The organism is Cupriavidus sp. GW821-FHT07C08, assembly GCF_059419025.1.
The window spans coordinates 107686-126466 of the sequence record NZ_JBWKQZ010000027.1 but is presented as its reverse complement, the minus strand read 5'-3'; the positions used below and the strand labels follow the sequence as shown (position 1 = coordinate 126466).

At 68.6% G+C, this 18781-nt stretch carries 19 protein-coding genes and 2 pseudogenes; 10 read left to right on the top strand and 11 right to left on the bottom strand.

Annotated elements, in window-relative coordinates; genetic code table 11:
* A pseudogene (locus AC07UK_RS28320) lies at positions 1-122 on the top strand (bifunctional UDP-4-keto-pentose/UDP-xylose synthase); the annotation flags it as partial.
* Positions 123-135: 13 nt separating this feature from the next.
* On the top strand, positions 136-1032 hold the full coding sequence (locus AC07UK_RS28315; protein ID WP_494686882.1) for a polysaccharide deacetylase family protein: 897 nt from the start codon (positions 136-138) through the stop codon (positions 1030-1032).
* Between the two features lie 95 nt (positions 1033-1127).
* On the opposite strand, the gene AC07UK_RS28310 is transcribed toward AC07UK_RS28315, so the two are convergent.
* The 4 genes from AC07UK_RS28310 to AC07UK_RS28295 form a co-directional block, all read right to left on the bottom strand.
* Positions 1128-3506, bottom strand: a complete 2379-nt coding sequence (locus AC07UK_RS28310) for a heavy metal translocating P-type ATPase (protein WP_494686881.1) — start codon at positions 3504-3506, stop codon at positions 1128-1130.
* Positions 3507-3611: 105 nt separating this feature from the next.
* Entirely contained in the window at positions 3612-4022 is a 411-nt protein-coding gene (locus AC07UK_RS28305) for a VOC family protein (RefSeq protein WP_494686880.1), read from the bottom strand.
* 102 nt (positions 4023-4124) lie between these two features.
* On the bottom strand, positions 4125-5582 hold the full coding sequence (locus AC07UK_RS28300; protein WP_494686879.1) for a heavy metal sensor histidine kinase: 1458 nt from the start codon (positions 5580-5582) through the stop codon (positions 4125-4127).
* A complete protein-coding gene (locus AC07UK_RS28295) occupies positions 5579-6268 on the bottom strand; it encodes a heavy metal response regulator transcription factor (RefSeq protein ID WP_013953285.1) in 690 nt (229 codons plus the stop codon). Before AC07UK_RS28295 ends, AC07UK_RS28300 begins: the two co-directional genes overlap by 4 nt.
* Before the next feature lie 199 nt (positions 6269-6467).
* On the opposite strand from AC07UK_RS28295, the gene AC07UK_RS28290 reads away from it, so the two are divergent.
* Positions 6468-6911: a hypothetical protein gene (locus tag AC07UK_RS28290; RefSeq protein ID WP_436225272.1), complete on the top strand. Its 444-nt coding sequence runs from the start codon at positions 6468-6470 to the stop codon at positions 6909-6911.
* Between the two features lie 98 nt (positions 6912-7009).
* Here the strand turns inward: AC07UK_RS28290 and AC07UK_RS28285 are convergent, their stop codons facing one another.
* Positions 7010-7330, bottom strand: coding sequence for an H-NS family nucleoid-associated regulatory protein (locus AC07UK_RS28285; RefSeq protein WP_436225271.1), 321 nt, complete (start codon positions 7328-7330; stop codon positions 7010-7012).
* A gap of 272 nt (positions 7331-7602) precedes the next feature.
* Between AC07UK_RS28285 and AC07UK_RS28280 the strand changes: the two genes are divergently transcribed.
* Complete coding sequence (locus AC07UK_RS28280) at positions 7603-7878, top strand: hypothetical protein (RefSeq protein ID WP_013953287.1); 276 nt, start codon at positions 7603-7605, stop codon at positions 7876-7878.
* A 22-nt stretch (positions 7879-7900) separates the two neighbouring features.
* Here the strand turns inward: AC07UK_RS28280 and AC07UK_RS28275 are convergent, their stop codons facing one another.
* Positions 7901-8782 carry a beta-keto acid cleavage family enzyme gene (locus AC07UK_RS28275; RefSeq protein ID WP_436225270.1) on the bottom strand — a complete coding sequence of 294 codons (882 nt, stop codon included), beginning with the start codon at positions 8780-8782 and terminating at the stop codon, positions 7901-7903.
* Positions 8779-9747: a 3-hydroxyacyl-CoA dehydrogenase family protein gene (locus AC07UK_RS28270; RefSeq protein WP_494686878.1), complete on the bottom strand. Its 969-nt coding sequence runs from the start codon at positions 9745-9747 to the stop codon at positions 8779-8781. The genes AC07UK_RS28275 and AC07UK_RS28270 overlap by 4 nt, the downstream gene beginning before the upstream one ends.
* 137 nt (positions 9748-9884) lie before the next feature.
* Here AC07UK_RS28270 and AC07UK_RS28265 point away from each other — a divergent pair, with 137 nt between their 5' ends.
* A complete protein-coding gene (locus AC07UK_RS28265; RefSeq protein ID WP_494686877.1) occupies positions 9885-10820 on the top strand; it encodes a LysR family transcriptional regulator in 936 nt (311 codons plus the stop codon).
* 124 nt (positions 10821-10944) lie between these two features.
* Here AC07UK_RS28265 and AC07UK_RS28260 read toward each other — a convergent pair whose 3' ends face one another.
* Both AC07UK_RS28260 and AC07UK_RS28255 read right to left on the bottom strand, forming a co-directional pair.
* Positions 10945-11115: a hypothetical protein gene (locus AC07UK_RS28260; protein WP_340521355.1), complete on the bottom strand. Its 171-nt coding sequence runs from the start codon at positions 11113-11115 to the stop codon at positions 10945-10947.
* 175 nt (positions 11116-11290) lie between these two features.
* Entirely contained in the window at positions 11291-12082 is a 792-nt protein-coding gene (locus AC07UK_RS28255; RefSeq protein WP_494686876.1) for a DUF3800 domain-containing protein, read from the bottom strand.
* Positions 12083-12544: 462 nt separating this feature from the next.
* On the opposite strand from AC07UK_RS28255, the pseudogene AC07UK_RS28250 reads away from it, so the two are divergent.
* Both AC07UK_RS28250 and AC07UK_RS28245 read left to right on the top strand, forming a co-directional pair.
* Positions 12545-13453, top strand: a pseudogene (locus AC07UK_RS28250) (NAD(P)-dependent oxidoreductase); the annotation flags it as partial.
* Between the two features lie 144 nt (positions 13454-13597).
* Positions 13598-13774, top strand: coding sequence for a glycine zipper 2TM domain-containing protein (locus AC07UK_RS28245; protein WP_013953295.1), 177 nt, complete (start codon positions 13598-13600; stop codon positions 13772-13774).
* Between the two features lie 77 nt (positions 13775-13851).
* Here AC07UK_RS28245 and AC07UK_RS28240 read toward each other — a convergent pair whose 3' ends face one another.
* Positions 13852-14706: a glycosyltransferase family 2 protein gene (locus AC07UK_RS28240; RefSeq protein ID WP_494686875.1), complete on the bottom strand. Its 855-nt coding sequence runs from the start codon at positions 14704-14706 to the stop codon at positions 13852-13854.
* 57 nt (positions 14707-14763) lie between these two features.
* A complete protein-coding gene (locus AC07UK_RS28235; RefSeq protein WP_494686874.1) occupies positions 14764-15024 on the bottom strand; it encodes a phosphopantetheine-binding protein in 261 nt (86 codons plus the stop codon).
* A 318-nt stretch (positions 15025-15342) separates the two neighbouring features.
* Between AC07UK_RS28235 and AC07UK_RS28230 the strand changes: the two genes are divergently transcribed.
* The 3 genes from AC07UK_RS28230 to AC07UK_RS28220 are packed head-to-tail and all read left to right on the top strand — an operon-like array spanning position 15343 to position 18762.
* Positions 15343-16026, top strand: a complete 684-nt coding sequence (locus AC07UK_RS28230) for a COG4648 family protein (protein WP_494686873.1) — start codon at positions 15343-15345, stop codon at positions 16024-16026.
* A gap of 49 nt (positions 16027-16075) precedes the next feature.
* Positions 16076-17794, top strand: coding sequence for an ApeI family dehydratase (locus AC07UK_RS28225; protein WP_494686872.1), 1719 nt, complete (start codon positions 16076-16078; stop codon positions 17792-17794).
* Positions 17788-18762, top strand: coding sequence for a lysophospholipid acyltransferase family protein (locus AC07UK_RS28220; RefSeq protein WP_436225262.1), 975 nt, complete (start codon positions 17788-17790; stop codon positions 18760-18762). The genes AC07UK_RS28225 and AC07UK_RS28220 overlap by 7 nt, the downstream gene beginning before the upstream one ends.
* The last annotated feature ends 19 nt before the right edge of the window (positions 18763-18781 follow it).

Sequence of the window (18781 nt, the reverse complement as noted above, 5' to 3'; positions counted from 1 at the left end):
ACACCATCGAAGAACTGGGCTGGAAGCCCGGGATCAGCATGGAAGCGGCGCTGCGCCGCATCTTCGAGGCGTATCGCGGCAAGGTGGTCGAGGCCCGCACGCTGGTCGATTCGGCCAACTGAGCGCGCAACGCAGATGGCACGCATTGCCCTGAAGGTCGACGTCGACACGCTGCGCGGCACGCGCGAAGGCGTGCCGAAGCTGCTGTCGATGCTGGCGGCTGCGCAGGCGCAGGCCACCTTCCTGTTCAGCCTCGGTCCCGACCATACCGGCTGGGCGCTGCGGCGCGTATTCCGGCCCGGCTTCCTGACAAAGGTGTCGCGCACCTCGGTGGTGTCCAACTATGGCCTGCGCACGCTGATGTACGGCGTGCTGCTGCCGGGGCCGGACATCGGCCGCAAGGGCGCCGCCGAGATGCGCGCGGCGCGCGCGGCCGGCCATGAGTGCGGCATCCACACCTGGGACCACGTCTACTGGCAGGACAACGTGCGCGAGCGCGATGCTGCCTGGACGCGCCGGCAGATGCAGCAGGCGTTCGCGCGCTACCGCGAGATCTTCGGCGAAGCGCCGGCCACGCACGGCGCGGCAGGCTGGCAGATGAATGAGGATGCGTTCCGCCAGATCGATGACTGGGGCATGGCCTATGCGTCCGACGGACGCGGCACCGCGCCCTATATCCCGACCATCGACGGCGTGCCCTGCCGGCACGTGCAGATGCCGACCACGCTGCCGACGCTGGATGAACTGATCGGCACCGACGACCTGACCGAAGATAACGTCCACACCGCGCTGCTGAAGCTGACCGAAGGCACGCGCGACCATGTCTTCACGCTGCATACCGAGCTGGAAGGCGGTAAGCTGGCGCCGGTGTTCGAGCGGCTGCTGGCGGGATGGCGTGCGCAGGGGCACGAGCTGGTGTCGATGGCGACGTGGTATCGCGGGCTGGACCGGCAGGGATTGCCGGAACTGCCGGTAACGTGGGGAGAGATCCCGGGGCGCAGTGGCGAGTTGATCGTGCAGCCGCAGGGCTGACCGCGTTACTTCTCGTTTGCTGATTGTTTGCCCCCTCTCCCGCTTGCGGGAGAGGGGGGCAAACAGAGCGGGTTTTCGAGGCGCAGTAGCCTAACCTAGGCCCGCCGCTCCGCCCCCACCCGCAGCCCGTTGAACACCACCAGCAGGCTCGCGCCCATATCGGCGAACACCGCCATCCACATCGTCCCCATCCCCAGCACCGTCAGCACCAGGAACACGGCCTTGATACCGAGCGCCAGCGCGATGTTCTGCGTGAGGATGCTTGCGGTGCGACGCGACAGGCGCACAAAGGCCGGGATCTTGCGCAGGTCATCGTCCATCAGCGCCACGTCGGCCGTCTCGATAGCGGTGTCGGTGCCGGCTGCGCCCATGGCGAAGCCGATGTCGGCACGCGCCAGCGCCGGTGCGTCGTTGATGCCGTCGCCCACCATGCCGATGCGGCCGCCGCGCGCGTGGGCGGCGCCGGCAAGCGCCGCGATGCCGTCGGCCTTGTCCTGCGGCAACTGGTTGCCGCGCGCTTCATCGATGCCGACCTGCGCGGCAATGGCTTGCGCCGTGTGCGGATTGTCGCCCGACAGCATCAGTGTCCTGACGCCCAGTTCATGCAGCTCGGCTATCGCCTGCCGGCTGGTGTCGCGCACGGTATCCGCCACCGCGAACAGCGCCAGCGCCGTGGCGGCGCCGTGGCCGTCGACGCGCGCCAGCAGCACCACGGTCTTGCCCTCGCGCTCCAGCGCTTCGAGCCGCGCCTCCAGCGCCGGCGAGCACGCGCCCATCTCATGCACCAGGCGGTGGTTGCCCAGGCAGTACGCCACGCCCTGCACCTTGCCGCGCGTGCCGCGCCCCGCCAGCGCCTCGAAGTCGTCCACCGGCAGCGTGCCGATCCCGTCGGCCGCAGCCGCCGTGGCTACCGCGCGCGAAACCGGGTGGTCCGAGCGCGCCGCCAGGCTGGCAGCAATGGCGCGTGCCTGCGGCGCGTCCTCGGCCAGCAGCGCGTGGTCGGTCTGCGCGGGCTTGCCGTGCGTGATCGTGCCGGTCTTGTCCAGCGCCACCCAGGCCAGGTGCCGGCCCTGCTCCAGGTACACCCCGCCCTTGACCAGGATGCCGCGGCGCGCGGCCGCGGCCAGCCCGCTGACGATGGTCACCGGTGTGGAGATCACCAGCGCGCAGGGGCAGGCGATCACCAGCAGCACCAGCGCCTTGTAGATCCAGTCGACCCAGGCGCCGCCCATGGCCAGCGGCGGCACCACCGCGACCGCCAGCGCAATCGCGAACACCGTGGGCGTGTAGATGCGCGCGAACTGGTCGACAAAGCGCTGCGTGGGCGCACGGCTGCCCTGCGCGGCCTCGACCGCGTGGATGATGCGGGCCAGCGTGGAATCGCTGGCGGGCGCCGTCACGGTGTACTCCAGCTCGCCGGACTGGTTGATCGAGCCGGCGAACAGCACATCGCCCTCGGCCTTGTCGACCGGCACGCTTTCGCCGGTGATGGGCGCCTGGTCCAGCGCCGACTGGCCGCGCACGACCTTGCCGTCAAGCGCGACGCGCTCGCCCGGCCGCAGCCGCACCAGGGCGCCAACGGCAACGCCGGCGGCGGGCACGGTGTCCCAGCTGCCATCGGCGAGACGCACCGTGGCCTGTTCCGGCGCCATCGCCATCAAGCCGCGGATCGCATTGCGCGCCCGGTCCAGCGAGGCCGCCTCGATGCGCTCGGCCAGCGCGAACAGCACCATCACCATGGCCGCTTCCGGCCACTGGCGCAGCAGCAGTGCGCCGGTGACGGCAATGCTCATCAGGGCATTGATGTTCAGGTTGCCATTGCGCAACGCGATCCAGCCCTTGCGGTAGGTGGTCAGCCCGCCCAGCGCCACTGCCGCCAGTGCCAGCGCGGCGGGCAGCCACGGCAAGCCCAGACCCAGCCACTCCGCCGCTTCGGCACCCAAAGCGGCCACGCCGGCAAGCGCCAGCGGCCACCAGGGCTTGCTTGCCGTGGATTGCGGCAAGACTTGCTGCGCGGCCTCGGTGCTCAGCGGCACCGGCTGCATGCCCAGGCTCTCGACCGCCCTCGCCACCGGCTCCGGCGACGGCAAGGTGTGATGCACCGTCAGCACCCGCTGGATCAGGTTGAACTCCAGCGCCGCCACGCCCGCCATGCCGCCCAGCTTGCTGCGGATCAGCGTTTCCTCGGTCGGGCAGTCCATCGCGTCAATGCGCCATGCAGCGGTCTGCGCGCCGGCGGGAATGTCGACCGATGCGGCGGGCGTCAGCGCAACCGTGGCCGAGCAGCCGCCGCCACAGCAGGCGGAAGCCGCCGGTGCTTGCCGGGCCTCGGCATGGCCATGCCCATGATGATCAAGGTCGTGGTCGTGGTGGTGATGGTCGTGATCATGCCCGCCATGCCGGTGGGCGGTGCCATCGTGCGCGTGGGCAGCGTGATCTTGAGGAAGTGCGTCCTCAGGTGACGTGCGAGCCATATCTTGTTGTTCCCGCTGGTTTAACCTGATGACATTGAAGACCCTGTAGCAACTACAGAGTCAAGCGGCATGACAACGACCGCGGCGCCATGCCGCAGCGGCGGGTCAGTGCTCGCAGTTGACCATCCAGGACATGCCGAAGCGGTCCACCAGCATGCCGAAGCCTTCGGCCCAGAAGGTCTTCTGGTACGGAACCACCACCTGGCCGCCTTCGCTCAGGCCGTCGAAAATGCGCTGGCCCTCATCCTTGCAGACCGCGCCCACCGACAGGCTGAAGCCACTGAACGCCGGGCGCTCGCCGCGCCGGCCGTCGGACGCCATCACCTGGTTTTCGCCGAACTGGATATTGGCGTGCATCACCTTGTCCTTCCAGTCATCGGGGACCTCCATGCCGGGGCTCGGCGGGGCATCCTTGTAGCGCATCGCGAACGTGACCTGCGCGCCCAGCACCTTGCCGTAGAAGGCCAAGGCCTCATCGAAACGGCCGCCAAAATCCAGATAGGGTTGCACCTGCATGTCGCTCTCCTTGTGAATGGTCGATCGGGCTGCATGGCATTGGCTGTTCGCCCGCGCGCCATTATGCGCGCGGGCCGGCCAGGTGCAAGCGCCCGGCCGGATTCAGGAGACCGCGGCGGGGACCGGGGCAGGCGGCGCGGCAGTGGCCAGTGCTTCGGCGGGAAATTGCAGCGAGAACATCGTTTCGCCTTCCAGGCTGCGCACCGTCACGCTGCCGCAATGCAGCCGCATGATGGTGTCGACGATGGCCAACCCCAGCCCGGTCGACGCCGCCGAGTTGCGGCGCGACGGATCGGCCCGGTAGAAGCGCCCGAAGATATGCGGCAGCGTCTCGGGCGGGATCGCCGGCCCGGCATTGGTCACGCGGATGCAGGTCGTGCCGCCGCCCGGCGCCGGGGCGCGCTCCACCTCGAGCTGCACCGTGCTGCCGGCCGGCGCATGGCGCAGCGCATTGTCGAGCAGGTTGGTGACCGCGCGGCGCAGCAGCGTCTGGTCGGCCTGCACCATTGCCGTACCGTTCACCGCCAGCGCGACCTCGCGGTCGGCGGCCACGGCGTCGAAGTACTCGGCCATCTTGTCCAGTTCTTCGCGCGCGTCCAGCGTGCGGATGCCCAGCGCCACCTGCGCATGGTCGGCGCGCGCCAGGAACAGCATGTTCTCGATCATGCGCGCCAGGCGCTCGTACTCTTCCAGGTTGGATTCGAGCAGCGCCTCATATTCGGACACGCCTCGGCTCTGCGCCAGCGTGACCTGGGTCTGGCCGATCAGGTTGCTGATCGGCGTGCGGAAATCATGCGCCAGGTCCGCCGAGAATTCGGACAGCCGCGAGAAGCTGTCCTGCAGCCGCGCCAGCATGTCATTGAGGGCCGCCGCCAGCTCGCGCAGCTCGGCCGGTGCGCTGCCGACGTCAAGCCGCGTGGCAAGGCGGCTGGTGGTGACCGCGGCGGCATCGGCAGCCATGCGCCGCAGCGGCCGCAGCCCGCGCCGCGCCAGCACGAAGCCCAGCCCCGCCGCCACAGCAGCGCCGCACAGCGTGGCCCACAGCACCTGGTGGCGGTATTCGCGGATCAGCGCCACGCGGTAGCCGGCATCGCGCAGCACCACGATCTCCACGGCCTTGTCGGAATCCCCCAGCTGGCCCAACGCCGCAATGCCGCGCGAGGGCACGCCATTCTTGGGGTACCAGGTCTGCAACATGCTCTTCTCTGGCTGCATGGTGGCGGGCAGCACGCGCAGCGTCGGCACGGATTCATTGCGCGGGTTGAGCGTGACCAGCGGCTCGCCCTGGCGTGAGCGCACCACCAGGATCAGCCCCTCATGGCCCATCGCGATATCGGCAAAGCGGTGGGTATCGGCGCGGATCTCGGCCTCGCTGCGCACCTCGCGCAGCAGGTGGCGCACCAGCAGCACTTCGCCGACCAGCTCGCTCTCGTCGCGCCCCTCCAGCTGCGCCGACAGCGCCCCGGACAGGTAGGCCGCGACGCTGGCAAGAATCACTGCCGTGGCCAGCCCGTACGCCAGCGCCAGCCGCGTGGTGAGCGAAGACGTCAGCCGCATCATGCGTCCTGGCCCCGGTCCTCGCTGTCGTCCAGCACGTAGCCCATGCCGCGCCGCGTGTGGATCAGCTTGTGCGGGAAGGGATCGTCGACCTTGGCACGCAGGCGCCGGATCGAGACGTCGACCACATTGGTATTGCTGTCGAAATTGACGTCCCACACCTGCGAGGCGATCAGCGAACGCGACAGCACCTCGCCGCGCCGGCGCGCCAGAAGGTACAGCAGCGCGAACTCCTTGGAAGTCAGGTCGATCTTCTGGCCGGCGCGCACCACGCGGCGGCGGATGGCGTCGATCTGCAGGTCGGCCACTTCGATGAACTCGCTCTCGCGCAGCGGGCCGCGCCGCAGGATGGTGCGGATGCGCAGCACCAGCTCGGCAAAGGCAAAGGGCTTGACCATGTAGTCGTCGGCGCCGAGCTCCAGCCCCTTGAGGCGGTCCGACAGTTCGTCGCGCGCGGTCAGGAACAACACCGGGGTATCGCGCTCGCGGCGCAGCTCGCGCAGCACCTGCCAGCCATCCAGGCCGGGCAGCATCACGTCCAGCACGATCAGGTCATAAGGATGCTCGCGCGCATGGGCCAGGCCGTCCGCGCCGTCGCGCGCCAGGTCCACCACGAAGCCGGATTCGGTCAGGCCCTTGTGCAGGTAGTCGCCCGCCTTGGGTTCGTCCTCGACAATCAGGATACGCATGGTTCGATCGCTTTCCGGGCGGCACCAGCGCCGCCATGGCGTAACGCTAGCCGAGGATGACCGCCAATGGGCAAAGATTTCAGAAATGTCATCGCCATGCCAGGGTAATGCAGGCGGAAACCCCGGTAAAATGCGCGATCACTACCGGCGTCATGCCGGTTTGCGCCACCGTTGCCCCCATTCTGCCCGCCCCCCGCCGATGAAACGCCTGCCGAATTCCCTGCTGCTGTCCCTCGCCATGCTTGCGCTGCCCGTCTCCGGTGCGGCGGCGGCAGTGGCCACGGTGTGCAGCGCGGGACAGGCAGCCGGGCTGTCGCTGCCGGAACGGCACGCGGCCGCAAAAATGGAGGCGGAAGCGGCGCTGGACGGCACCGGCCCGGGCACCTGCCGCGGCAGCGCGGTCCAGGTGATGGCAGAGCCTTCCGGCAGCGGCCATCCACTGCAGCTGCACGATGCCGATGCGCCGCAAGCGACGGACCAGGGCGCCACGGCGCTGGAGACGCAGCCATCGGCCGCGTCCGGCGTGCTGCGCGAACTGCCTGCGGAGGTGCTGGTGCATTGGGCGCACGCGGCGCCAATGGCCACGCCGGGTGCATTGATCGACATCCTGCCGCTGGAACGCCTGCTGCCCGCACGTTGCTGAGCGCGTCATAGCGGGCACAGCGCCCGCATCGCTTCTTTTCTGTTTTGCGGAATTCCGTCGGCACCGGCAGGCGCGGCGAATTGTCGCGCCTGCGCCTTTTATCCGACGCGGAAGAATTCGATCGACTGCCCGGCGTTCACGGCCCGTTGCAGCCAATCCGGATACTCGCCCTGCCCGTCCCAACTCTGGCCGAGCGCATTGCGGTACAGCGGGCGTGCAGCGGCAGCCTTGGGGGCGGCCTGCGGGATATGCGGGGCCTCGGCTGGCGCGGCGTCAGGCGCCGGCTCATGCCCGGCGTCGCTGGCAACATGATCAAAGCACCCGGCGGCGACAAGATCGTCGAACGTCAGGGCATGACGGTCCATTTGCTCGCGGATCCACGCCACCGCAGCGAGTTTGGCTGAATCAGACTCGGACATGACTCTCGTGAGAGGCCCGCTGCATTTCCGCGGGCAATGAAAAACCGGCGATAGAACCGCAGGCCGGTCGGATAGCCGTGATTCTACAGCCTTTGCCGGCGCTGCTGCGTTTCCCTCACGGGCACGCGGCCAATTGCCTTGCGCTTGCCGCGCACGTGCGCTGCCGAGTGACACCAATGTCATGTGCCGGTCATGCTCGTGTGGGCACGCGCTGCCTAGACTTGCTTCACCGCCGCCCACCCCGGGCCGGCAACCTTACGGAGAAGCGACTCATGCAAGCACTCAGGCAAGTCTTTGTGGCCACCGCCCTTATCGCTGCCGTGGTCGGCACTGCGCAGGCTGCACCGCGCAACGTCGATCCGTTCAGCGACGGGGCGCACAGCGCCACCGGCCCCCGCAGCCCGTTCACCGACGGCGCCCGTAGCCTCATGGAAACCCGCAGCGCGTTCACGGACGGCGCGAACGCCGCAACCGGTCCGCGCAGCACCTTCACCGACGGCGCGCATAACCCCAACGGCCCGCGCGACAGCTTCAGCGACGGCGCCTGACGGCACCCGGCGAGGCAGCGCCTCAGCGCACCTCGCCGTAGATGCGGCGCGCATCGGCGGCGTCGGCAATCGGCCGGCCCAGCGTCAGGCCGCCCTGCACCGCCTGCGCCACCAGCGCATGGTTGCCGGGTGCGCGGCTGCCGTCGCGCAGCAGCAGGTTGTTCTCGAATCCCACCCGCACATGGCCGCCAAATGCCGCGGCCGCGGTCACGCAGGCATTCTCTTCGCGGCCGAAGGCGCAGATCGCCCACGGCAACGCGTCGCCGGACTCGCCCGCGGCCTGCAGGAACGGCAGCAGGTCGTGCGGCGACGACACCTGTCCGGCGGCATAGCGCCCCAGCACGTACAGCACCGACCATGCGCCCGGCGGCACCATGCCGCGCTCACGCATCGACTGCCAGCGCCGCACATCGCCCACGTCATACAGGATCACCTGCGTCATCACGCGCTCACGCGCCAGCCAGGCGAAGAACGCCGCCAGTTCGCGGTCCGGGATCTCCGGCACGGCCACTTCGCGCAGGCCCACCGAGACGGCTTCGGGCCGCAGCTCACGCACCATCGCCATCTGCTCCGCGGCCTGGTAGACGCCCGCGGCCTCGCTCGTGACCTGCACCAGCAACGCTTCGCCCACGGCCTGCTTCACCGCGGCCAGCGCGTCGCGGTAGGCCTGCACGTCAAGGGAGTGGCGGCCTTCGGCATCGCGCACATGCATGTGCATCATGGCCGCGCCGGCGTCCAGGCAGGCGCGCGCTTCAGCGGCCAGTGCCGCGGCGGTCAGCGGCACCGCCGGATGGTCGCTGGCGCGCTTGTAGGCGCCGTTGGGCGCCACGGTGACGATCAGCGGCGCATCGGCCAGCGGCACGCGGGCCGCGGCGACAGCGGCTTGGGAAGGGGTCTGGGTCATGGCTCGATCTCGGGCAGTTCAGGCGCGATCAGTGCCAGGCCGGCGCGCAGGAGGTTGTCATAGCGTGCGCGCTCGGCGGCAATGGTCTCGGAGGTCCAGTGGTAGAAGCCTTCGCCGCGCTTCATGCCGTGGCGGCCGTCGGCGGCGCGCTCGGACAGGCAGCGCGCCGGATGGTCGTCGTTGCAGAAGGTCGGGTACATGGTGGCGCCGGCGGCCGCGTGCACGTCGATGCCCGCGTGGTCGCGCTGCAGCACCGGCCCGGCCGCCAGGAAGCGAAAGCCGAAGCCGAAGCGCACCGCCGCATCGACATCCTCGGGCGAGGCAATGCCGCGGTCGATCAGGCTGAAGGCCTCGCGCGACAGCGCATGCTGCAGCCGGTTGGCAAGAAAGCCCGGCAGGTCCTTGCGCACCTTGACCGGCACCATCGCGCAGCGGCGCATGAAGGCGATCAGCGCGTCGGCACAGGCCTCGTCGCTGTCATCGCCCATCACCACTTCCACCAGCGGCACCAGGTGCGCCGGCATGAAGAAGTGCAGGCCCAGCAGGCGCGCACGCGAGTCGAGCCCCGCGCCGATGGCGCTGATCGGGAAGCTGGAGCTGTTGCTGGCCAGCACCGTATCGGGCCGCGCGCGCCGCACCAGCTCGGCAAAGAGCGCCTGCTTCAGGTCCAGCCGTTCCGGGATGCATTCGATCACCAGGTCCACGGTGGACCAGTCCACATCATCCAGTGCCGCGGCCACCGCCAGGCGCTCCGCGCCTTGTTCACGGCCGATCGCGGCCAGGTTGCCGCGCACGCGCCCGGGCAGGGCATCGGCGCGGCCGGCATCAGGCTCGACCACGGTGGTGCGGCACAGCGCGCGGGTCAGCACCACGGCAACATCGGCACCCATGGTGCCGCCGCCCACCACCACCGCGTGCGCGGCGCCGGGGCGGCTCAGGATGACCGGAGCGGTCAGGTTCGGCATGAGGTTCTCCCAAGAATCCAGGCAGTGTAGAGAACTTGCTTTGATTGAAGAAGTCGAATTTCTGGATAAAATGATCCAGAAATCAGATCAATAGCGTGACCCGGCCGGCACCAGACACCGCCGACCCGCTACCGCCCATGAAAATCAACCTGTCGATGCGCGACATCGAAACCATGCTGTTGCTTGGCCGCACGCTCAACTTCCGCCAGGCCGCCAGCCAGTTGCACCTGTCGCAATCCGCCCTGTCCACGCAGATCCTGCGCATCGAGGAATCCCTCGGCGTGCGCCTGTTCGACCGCACTACCCGCACCGTGCGCCTGACCGCCGCCGGCCAGGTCTTCATGCAACAGGCCGCGCTGCTGCAGGCGGCGTTCCGCGGCGCCATCGACGCCGTGACCGGCATTGCCAGCGCCGAGCGCGGCCAGGTGGCGGTGGCGGCGCTGCCCTCGCTGGCGGCGCGCATGCTGCCGCGCGTGCTGATGGCCTATCACCAGGCGCGCCCGGAAGTGGCGCTGAAGGTGTTCGATACCCTCTCCGGCCCGGCGTTCGACTTGGTGCGCGCCGGCGACGTGGATTTCGCGCTGACCGCCGCCGACCCGCAACAGGCGGACCTGCAATATGAGCCCCTGCTGTCGGACCGCTTCGTGCTGCTGATTCCGTCGGCGCACCCGCTGGCGCGCAGCCCCGGGCCGCTGCGCTGGGCCGATACCGCCAGCGCGCCGCACGTGTCGATGACGCACCCGAGCAGCGTGCGCCAGTATGCGGAATGGGCCTTCCTGCAGAACCGCATCCGCTTCCAGCCGGTGTTCGAGGCAGAGCGCCTGGCCACTATCGCGGCCATGGTCGAATGCGGCTTCGGCGTGGCCGCGCTGCCCGAGATCGCGGCCGGCACCGTGCGCCAGCCCGGCATTGTCGAGCGCCTGCTGACCGCGCCGGTGACCGAGCGCTCGATCGGGCTGGTGACCTCGCGCAACCGCAGCCTGTCGCCGGCGGCTGCCGAGCTGGCGGCGGCGGTGCGCGCGCAACTGGCGAGTCCGCCCGTGCAAGACACGGCGGACACGGAGGCCCGGTGAACTGGCGATGCTGGCTGGCCATGGCGCGCAGGCAACGCTGGCCTGGTTCCAAGCCAACCTCGTGCGCCCGCCGCTGCGCGGCGTCACGGAAAGTGGGCCCGGCACGGCACCGGGCACGCAGCCCTCAGGAAGGGTCCTTGGTACGGGTACGCGAGACCGCCGCCATGATGCCGATGCCAAGCACGATCAGGCAGGCAATACCGATATAGACGGGCGCGAGGCCAGCCGTTTCCATGCCCCAGGCAATGCCGGCAACCAGGACCAGCAGGCCGATAATGTATAGCGCGAATGACATGAGTCGGCTCCTTGCGGTGGTGCAACCTGGCTTCAATGTAGGCAGCACGCGATGCGCAAGGGATAGGACAAGGGCGGAAGCTGGCGTAGGCGGGTTCTGACCTTGTGGTGATGGGTGCGGCAGTTCGTCAAGCGACCGCCACGGATGACGCTTCACCTCTCAACGTTCGCTCTGGCTACGCCTGCACGTAGTAGCCATTCGGCGTGCAGCCTTCCCGGTCGAAGCAATGCTTGATGACGTCAAAGAAGCTTGCGTCCCTGTGCTCATGGAAACGGAACAGGGCAAAGGCGACCAGATCAGCAAGCTGAATCAGGCGAGACGCGCGCGAGTCCAGGAAAACCGGGACTTCGGCATAGTTACGTGTCTGGCCCCACGCGTGGCCGCGATGCTTGAATTCGCGTGCCAGGGTCTGGATCCGACGCTCGGTGCTGCTCTTGTCAAGGATCATTACACCTCGTTGTGCATCCTGATTCAGTCGATAAATGCGCACCAGGAATCTGTCGAACCGGCTGGATAGCTGTTCGAACGCAAGCGCGACAGGGTCTTTCCCCTTTCCTACAGCATCTTTCCTAATCACGGCGCCAAACAGCCTCACCAGCCGGCGCTGCTGGTTGGCCACGCCTGCCTCCAGGCAATCCTTGATCGCCTGCTGCCGGCGCTCCAGCGGGAATGCCTTCCAACCCTCGCGCCCTGAACGCATCGGCGAGCCGTGTAACTCAATGGCGTGAGGATTGGCTTCATCGAAACGGCGGGCAATCTTGTTCAACTCCGATTCAATCCAATGTGTTTGCCGTTCGAACACCGAAACGCCGGCCAGGACAAAATATCGCTGGGCCGGATCCGCCACGCTTCCGGACTCGTCAAGATATAGCAGGTGCAAGGATTCCCCCAAAACGAAAACAGGCCGCCCGAAGGCGACCTGTATTGGAAGGCAAGCCAGGAGAGAAAAACTCTCAACGCGCCGCATGATGGTCAGCGCAGCCCGACTCAAGGGGGAGATTAGGGTCCACGATGGAGGCTGTCAACGCTCCCGATGCCAGGTATCACAATCTGTGACAGTCTCAACGCAATAGGTTAACGCCCCCGGCTTTACCAGCACCATCCGTTGCCCCCTTCACCCCTCCACCAGAGACGGCGTACGTGACCTGATTACCGCGCCACCTCGGAGGATCTGGCCGAGCTGCCAGGGCAGTACAACGATTTTCCTCGCCGCCGCGGATGGAATACCAATGTGATAGGTATTTTCATTTTAGCGATGCCATGGGTATATGTGCCCGAAGCGGCATCCTGTAGCGCAACATCGTGCCAGCCTCTGTATCTGTCCCCCGCCCCGGCGCCCCCGTATACTCTGAAGCCGGAGGCGGCCCAGCCGCCCCGCCGGCGCAGGACCCCGGCGTGGCATCACGCAAACGGGGCCGCGCCTCACCGATCCCAAACATACAAGCAACGGAGCAGCAGCATGCGTGTCGCATTTCTCGGACTGGGCGTCATGGGTTTCCACATGGCCGGCCACCTCGCCACCAAGGGGCACGAGGTCACCGTGTACAACCGCACCGCCGCCAAGGCGCAGGCATGGGTCGAGAAGTTCGGCGGCAAATCAGCGCCCACGCCGGCACAGGCCGTGCGCGATGCGCAGGTAGTCTGCTCCTGCGTGGGCAATGACGACGACCTGCGCGCGGTGCTGGCCGGGCATGACGGCGCCTTCTTCAGCGCGCCCAGCGGCTGCATCTTCGTGGACCACACCACCGCCAGCGCCAACGTGGCGCGCGAACTCTACGCCGCCGCGCGCGAGCACGGCCTGCACTTTGTCGACGGCCCGGTCTCCGGCGGCGAAGTCGGCGCGGAGAAAGGCATCCTGACCATCATGTGCGGCGGCGATGCCGACGCCTATGCGCGCGCCGAACCGGTCATTGCCGCCTACGCACGCGCCGTCACGCGCATCGGCGAATCCGGCGCCGGGCAACTGGCCAAGATGGTCAACCAGATCAGCATCGCCGGGCTGATCCAGGGCCTGTCCGAGGCCATCGCCTTTGGCGAGCGCGCCGGGCTGGACATGCGCCTGGTGCTGGACGTCATCAGCAAGGGCGCGGCCGGCTCATGGCAGCTCGAGAACCGCGGCCCCACCATGATCGACAATAAATTCGACTTCGGCTTCGCGGTCGACTGGATGCGCAAGGACCTGGGTCTGTGCCTGGACGAGGCGCGCCGCAACGGCGCCGGCCTGCCGGTGACGGCGCTGGTCGACCAGTTCTATGCCGACCTGCAGCAGATGGGTTGCGGCCGCGCAGACACCTCTTCGCTGATCAAGCGCCTGCGCCAGCACGCCGGGGACGCCTGACGCCACCCCTGCGCCACCTGCCGTCGTCCGATTCCTACAGCGCAATCGGCGTGTCTCGGAGAGGCCCCTGCCCGGCACGGGCCTAAGCTGGACACATGGGGCCGGTTGCCTGCAACTGGCCCGGCAACGATGCAGGAGACCATCATGTGGAAACTCGCAAGCGCGCTCCTGGTAAGTGCCAGCATGGCGCTGGCCGGCTGTACGGCGACGGGCGCGGTGGCCGGCGGCGTGGCCGGACACGAGCTGACTCACGGCAGCACCGCCGGGACCATCGGCGGCGCCGTGGTGGGCGGCGTGATTGGTCACGAACTGGGCAAGTAAGCAAACCCTGGCCCCTGAGCCCAACAAGCAGAAAGGCCGCTTCGTGCGGCCTTTCTGCTTGTTTTGCGGGATGCCGTTCAGGCTTTCGGCCGGCACGACGCACCGCCGGTCGCCCGCCGCAGCCGCTGCCACACCAGTACTGGCAGCCGCAGCACGAAGCCGGCCAGCAGCCGCAGATGCATGCCGGTCAGCAACAGGTTGTCGCGCAGATAGCGGAAATGCGATACCCCACCCTCGCGCTGGCCGAAGTAGCGCACCGGCGCATCGGCGTTGATGGGGCGCACGCCGCGCCAGCACAGGCGCACCGCTACTTCCGGATCAAAGTCGAAGCGCCGCATCCAGCGGCTCTCGCGCATGACGGCGCGCAGCGGCGCGACCGGGTAGACGCGAAAACCGTACAGGGAATCCCCGATGCCTGCCCAGAGCGTCTCGACATCCACCCAGAAGTTGGACATGCGCCGCCAGTAGACCCGCTCGCGCGGTGCGCTGGCGTCGAACACGGGCCGGCCAAGCACCATGGCGCCGGGGTTGCGCTGCGATATCGCCATGAACTGCGGAATCAGGTGTGCAGGATGCTGCCCGTCCGAATCCATCACCAGCACATGCGTAAAGCCAGCCGCGGCGGCCGCGTCGATGCCGTGCAGCACCGCGGTGCCCTTGCCCTGGTTGCGCGGCAGCACCAGTACGCGCAGCCCGGGATCGGTGGCCGCCTGCGCCAGCAGCCACTGGTCGCTGCCATCGGTGCTGCCGTCCACGACCACCCAGACCGGCGTCCAGGCGGCGCGCGCCGCGCGCAGCACTTCATGCAGGCGCACGCCGGGGTTATAGCTGGGGATCAGCACCAGGTGCGTGGCGGACGGCTCGGCGCCACCCATGGGGCAGGCGCTGCCGCCGGTCACCAGTGCGGGCCCGGGCATGGCTTGCTGCGGCATGTCGTGCTCCGGTCCTGGCTTTGGGAAAGGGCGAAAGGGTGGGTGCGGCGAGCCGGGCTAGCGCGTGCGGTGTTCCGCCAGGTAGGTGGCCAGGCTGCCCAGCGAGGCAAAGATGGTCTTGTTGTCGGGGTTGTCCGAACGCAGTTCGACCCCGTACTTGCGCGACACCAGCAGTGCGATCTCAAGGATATCGATGGAATCCAGCCCGAAGCCTTCGCCATAGAGCGGCGTGGCGGCATTGACGTCCTCCAGCCGCAGCTCGGCAATGTCGAGTTCGTCGATGATCAGGCGGGCAAGTTCGGTTTCGAGTTCGGTCATGTCGCTAGGTGGCTGGAATGCCGCTGCGGCATGGGTCCGGGCAAGGTTGTCCAGTCCGCACGGCAGGGCAACCGATGCTATCAAAAGGGGCAAATCCCAGCCAGTTGAGAGAAGTTTAGTAACAACAAAGGCGGCCCTTTTGGGAATCATCATCACGTCGGGCCGGTCTTTTGGGGTATAAAGCGTTCGCTTCACGCACCATGCGGCGCCATTTCCGGCAACGCCGTGCGCCAAGCGCCTTACGCTACACACAATATACCCTCGCAGATGCCATCGAGCCAGCAATTCGACCACTCCTCCACGCCCGCCGCGCCGGCCATGCCTTTGCGGCAGGATGCCGTGCCGCCAGGCCGGCGCCATGGCTGGATTGCCGCGGTAGCCGCCTTTGTCGCCTACGAATCCGCCCTGCACCGTGCAGCACACCAGCCGGGTGCCGAAGTCGCCGCCTTGTGGCTCGGGGCGGCGCCGTTCCTGCTGATTGGCTTCCTTGCCTGCCGCCGCGCCGGGTGGCGCTTCCCTGCACTGGCTGGCTTGCTGGCAGCCTGCGCCGCCCTGTGGATCTGGCGCTTGCCGCTGGCCACGCATTTCGGCTGGACCTATTTCCTGCAGCACGCCGGCATCAACGCCGCGCTGGGCGTGATGTTCGCGCTGAGCCTGCGCCCAGGCCACACGCCACTGTGCACGCAGATCGCGACGGCAATCCATGGCCAGCTGCCCCCCGCTCACCTGCGCTACACGCTGCGCGTGACCCAGGCCTGGACGCTGTTCTTTGCCGCGATGGTGGGTATATCGACGCTGCTGTTCGTGCTGGCGCCGGTGGCAACCTGGTCCAGCTTCGCCAATCTGGCCACGCCACTGCTGATCGCGCTGATGTTCGTGGGCGAGGCCGTGTGCCGCCGCATCGCTTTCCCGGACATGGCCCACGGCGGCCTGCTGGACGCGGTGCATGGCTATCGCGCAGTCATGGCTGCCCGTGCGGGCCGGCCCGGTTTGCCGCGCTGACGCGCCGCGCCCCGGCCCCTACACTGGCAACAGGCAAAGGCTCCGCCCCATGACCACGCTCCCCATCGTCGCGCATGCCTCGCCCGAAGACATCATCGCCTGGGCGCACGGGCGGCCTGTCAGCGTGCGCCAGTTCCTGGCCGATGCGTCCAGCCTGGCCACCGCGCTGCCGGCAGGCGGGCACGTATTCAACGCCTGCACCGACCGCTACCGCTTTACCGTCGGCCTGTGCGCCGCGCTGCTGGCGGGCAAGGCAACCCTGCTGCCGCCGTCCCATACGCCGGAGATGGTGCGCCAGCTGGCCGACTTTGCCCCGGACGCCTTCTGCCTGCATGACCAGCCAGATACGGCGTGCGCCATGCCGGCGTTCCACTATCACGACGGCCTGCGCGGCGCCGCCACGGACGGGCCGTTCGAGATCCCGCAGATTGCCGCGACCCAGGTCATGGCGTACGTGTTCACGTCAGGCTCGACCGGCACGCCGGTGCCGCACCGCAAGACCTGGGGCGCGATGGCCCGGTGCGCGCATGCCGCGGCACAGCGGCTCGGCCTGCTGGACGGGCGTGCCTGGACCGTGGTGGGCACGGTGCCGCCGCAGCATATGTTCGGGCTGGAAGCCACGGTCATGCTGGTGCTGCAGGGCCGCGCGGCACTGGTGGCGGCCCCGGCCTTCTATCCGGCCGACGTGCGCGATGCCCTCGCCTCGGTGCCGGCGCCGCGTGCGCTGGTCAGCTCGCCCGTGCACCTGCGCACGCTGGTGCAGTCGGGCATGGCGATGCCGCCGGCAGACCTGGTGCTGTGCGCGACCGCCCCGCTTGGCCGCCAGCTGGCAGGCGAGACCGAGACCCTGTTCGGCGCTCCGCTGTGCGAGATCTACGGCAGCACCGAGACCGGCCAGGTCGCCACGCGCCGCACCGCGCAGACCGATGCCTGGACACTGGTGCCTGGCGTGCGGCTGGAGGCACGCCAGGGCAACGGCGGCGACACCGAGACCTGGGCCGAAGGCGGCCATATCGAACAGCCGGTGTCGCTGGGCGACGCCATCGCACCGCTGGATGCCGGCCACTTCCTGCTCCATGGCCGCAAGGCTGACATGCTGAATATCGCCGGCAAGCGCACCTCGCTGGCTTACCTGAACCACCAGCTCACGGCCATCGATGGCGTGCGCGACGGCGCGTTCTTCATGCCCGATGATGCGCACGAAGGCGACACGCATGGCCACGTGGTGCGGCTGGTGGCGGTGGCGGTGGCGCCAGGCGTCGCCCCGGCGCAGCTCCAGCAGGCGCTGCGCGCGCGCATCGACCCGGCCTTCCTGCCACGCCCGCTGCTCTTTGCCGACAGCCTGCCGCGCAATGCCGCCGGCAAGCTGCCGCGCGAAGCCCTGGCGGCGCTGGTCGCAAGACTTGCCGGGGCGCACCACGGCGAGAGCGTGGCAAGGCCCGGCTTTGTCATCGACGCCGATCACCCGGCCATCGCCGGCCACTTCCCCGGCCATCCGATCGTGCCGGGGGTGGTGCTGCTGGACCACGCGGTGCTGGCACTCGGCGCGGCGCTGGGCCGCCGCCTTGCCGTCACGCAGGCCGGCGCCATCAAGTTCCTGAGCCCGGTGACCCCGGGCGAGCGCGTGGAGATCCTCCACCAGGCCGACGCAGCGGCCGACGGCGGCGAGAGTATCCGCTTCACGCTGCGCAGCGCCGGACGCGATGTCGCCAGCGGCACGCTGCAGGTGCGCGGCGCCGCGCCGCAAGCGGGGGCATCGGCATGCTGAGCTGGCTGTGGAAGCGGCAGCCGCCGCTGGAATCCGAATGGTCGCGCCGCGAGGAGCGCGGCAGCATCACGCTGCTGCGCGTCATGACGTGGATCTCGCTGGCACTCGGCCGCCCCGTCGGGCGCGTGGTGCTGCGGGGGATTGCGGCGTACTTCATGCTGTTCGCGCCGGCGGCACGCCATGCCTCGCGCGCCTACATGGACCGCGCCCTCGGGCGCGAGGCCAACTGGGTCGATGGCTACCGGCATGTGTTCACCTTCGCCTCGACCATCCATGACCGCATCTACCTGCTCAACGGACGCTTCGACCTGTTCGATATCCGCCTGCACGGAGAGGCGCAGTTGGAAGCCGCGATGGCGCGCGGCCGCGGCGCAATCCTGCTGGGTGCGCACCTGGGCAGCTTCGAGGTGGTGCGCGCGCTAGGGCGGCGACACCCGGAGATGGAAGTCGCGATCACCATGTACGAGGAAAACGCGCACAAGCTCAACGACGTGCTGCAGTCGATCAACCCGGCGATGCGCCAGGACGTGATCGCGCTGGGCCGCTTCGACACCATGCTGCGGGTGCGCGACTACCTGGACCGCGGCTACATGATCGGCATGCTGGCCGACCGCACGCTGTCGCAGCGCGCCACCGACCCGGTACAGCAGTGCAGCTTCCTCGGCACGCCCACGGGCCTTCCGACCGGCCCGCTGCGCATGGCGGCGATGCTGCGCCGGCCGGTGTTCTTCATCACCGGCCTGTACCGCGGCGGCAACCGCTACGATGTGCACTTCGTGCCGCTGGCGGACTTCACCGACACCGCGCGCGGCCAGCGCGAGGCAGCCGTGCAGGCCGCGCTGGCGGAATACGTGCGCCTGCTGGAGCAGTTCTGCCGCAGCGCCCCATACAACTGGTTCAACTTCTACGATTTCTGGCACGCCGGCCCGCCGCTGTCTGAACAGCCGCCGCCGGGCAACGAGCCATGACCCGCGAGCCCTGAGCAGC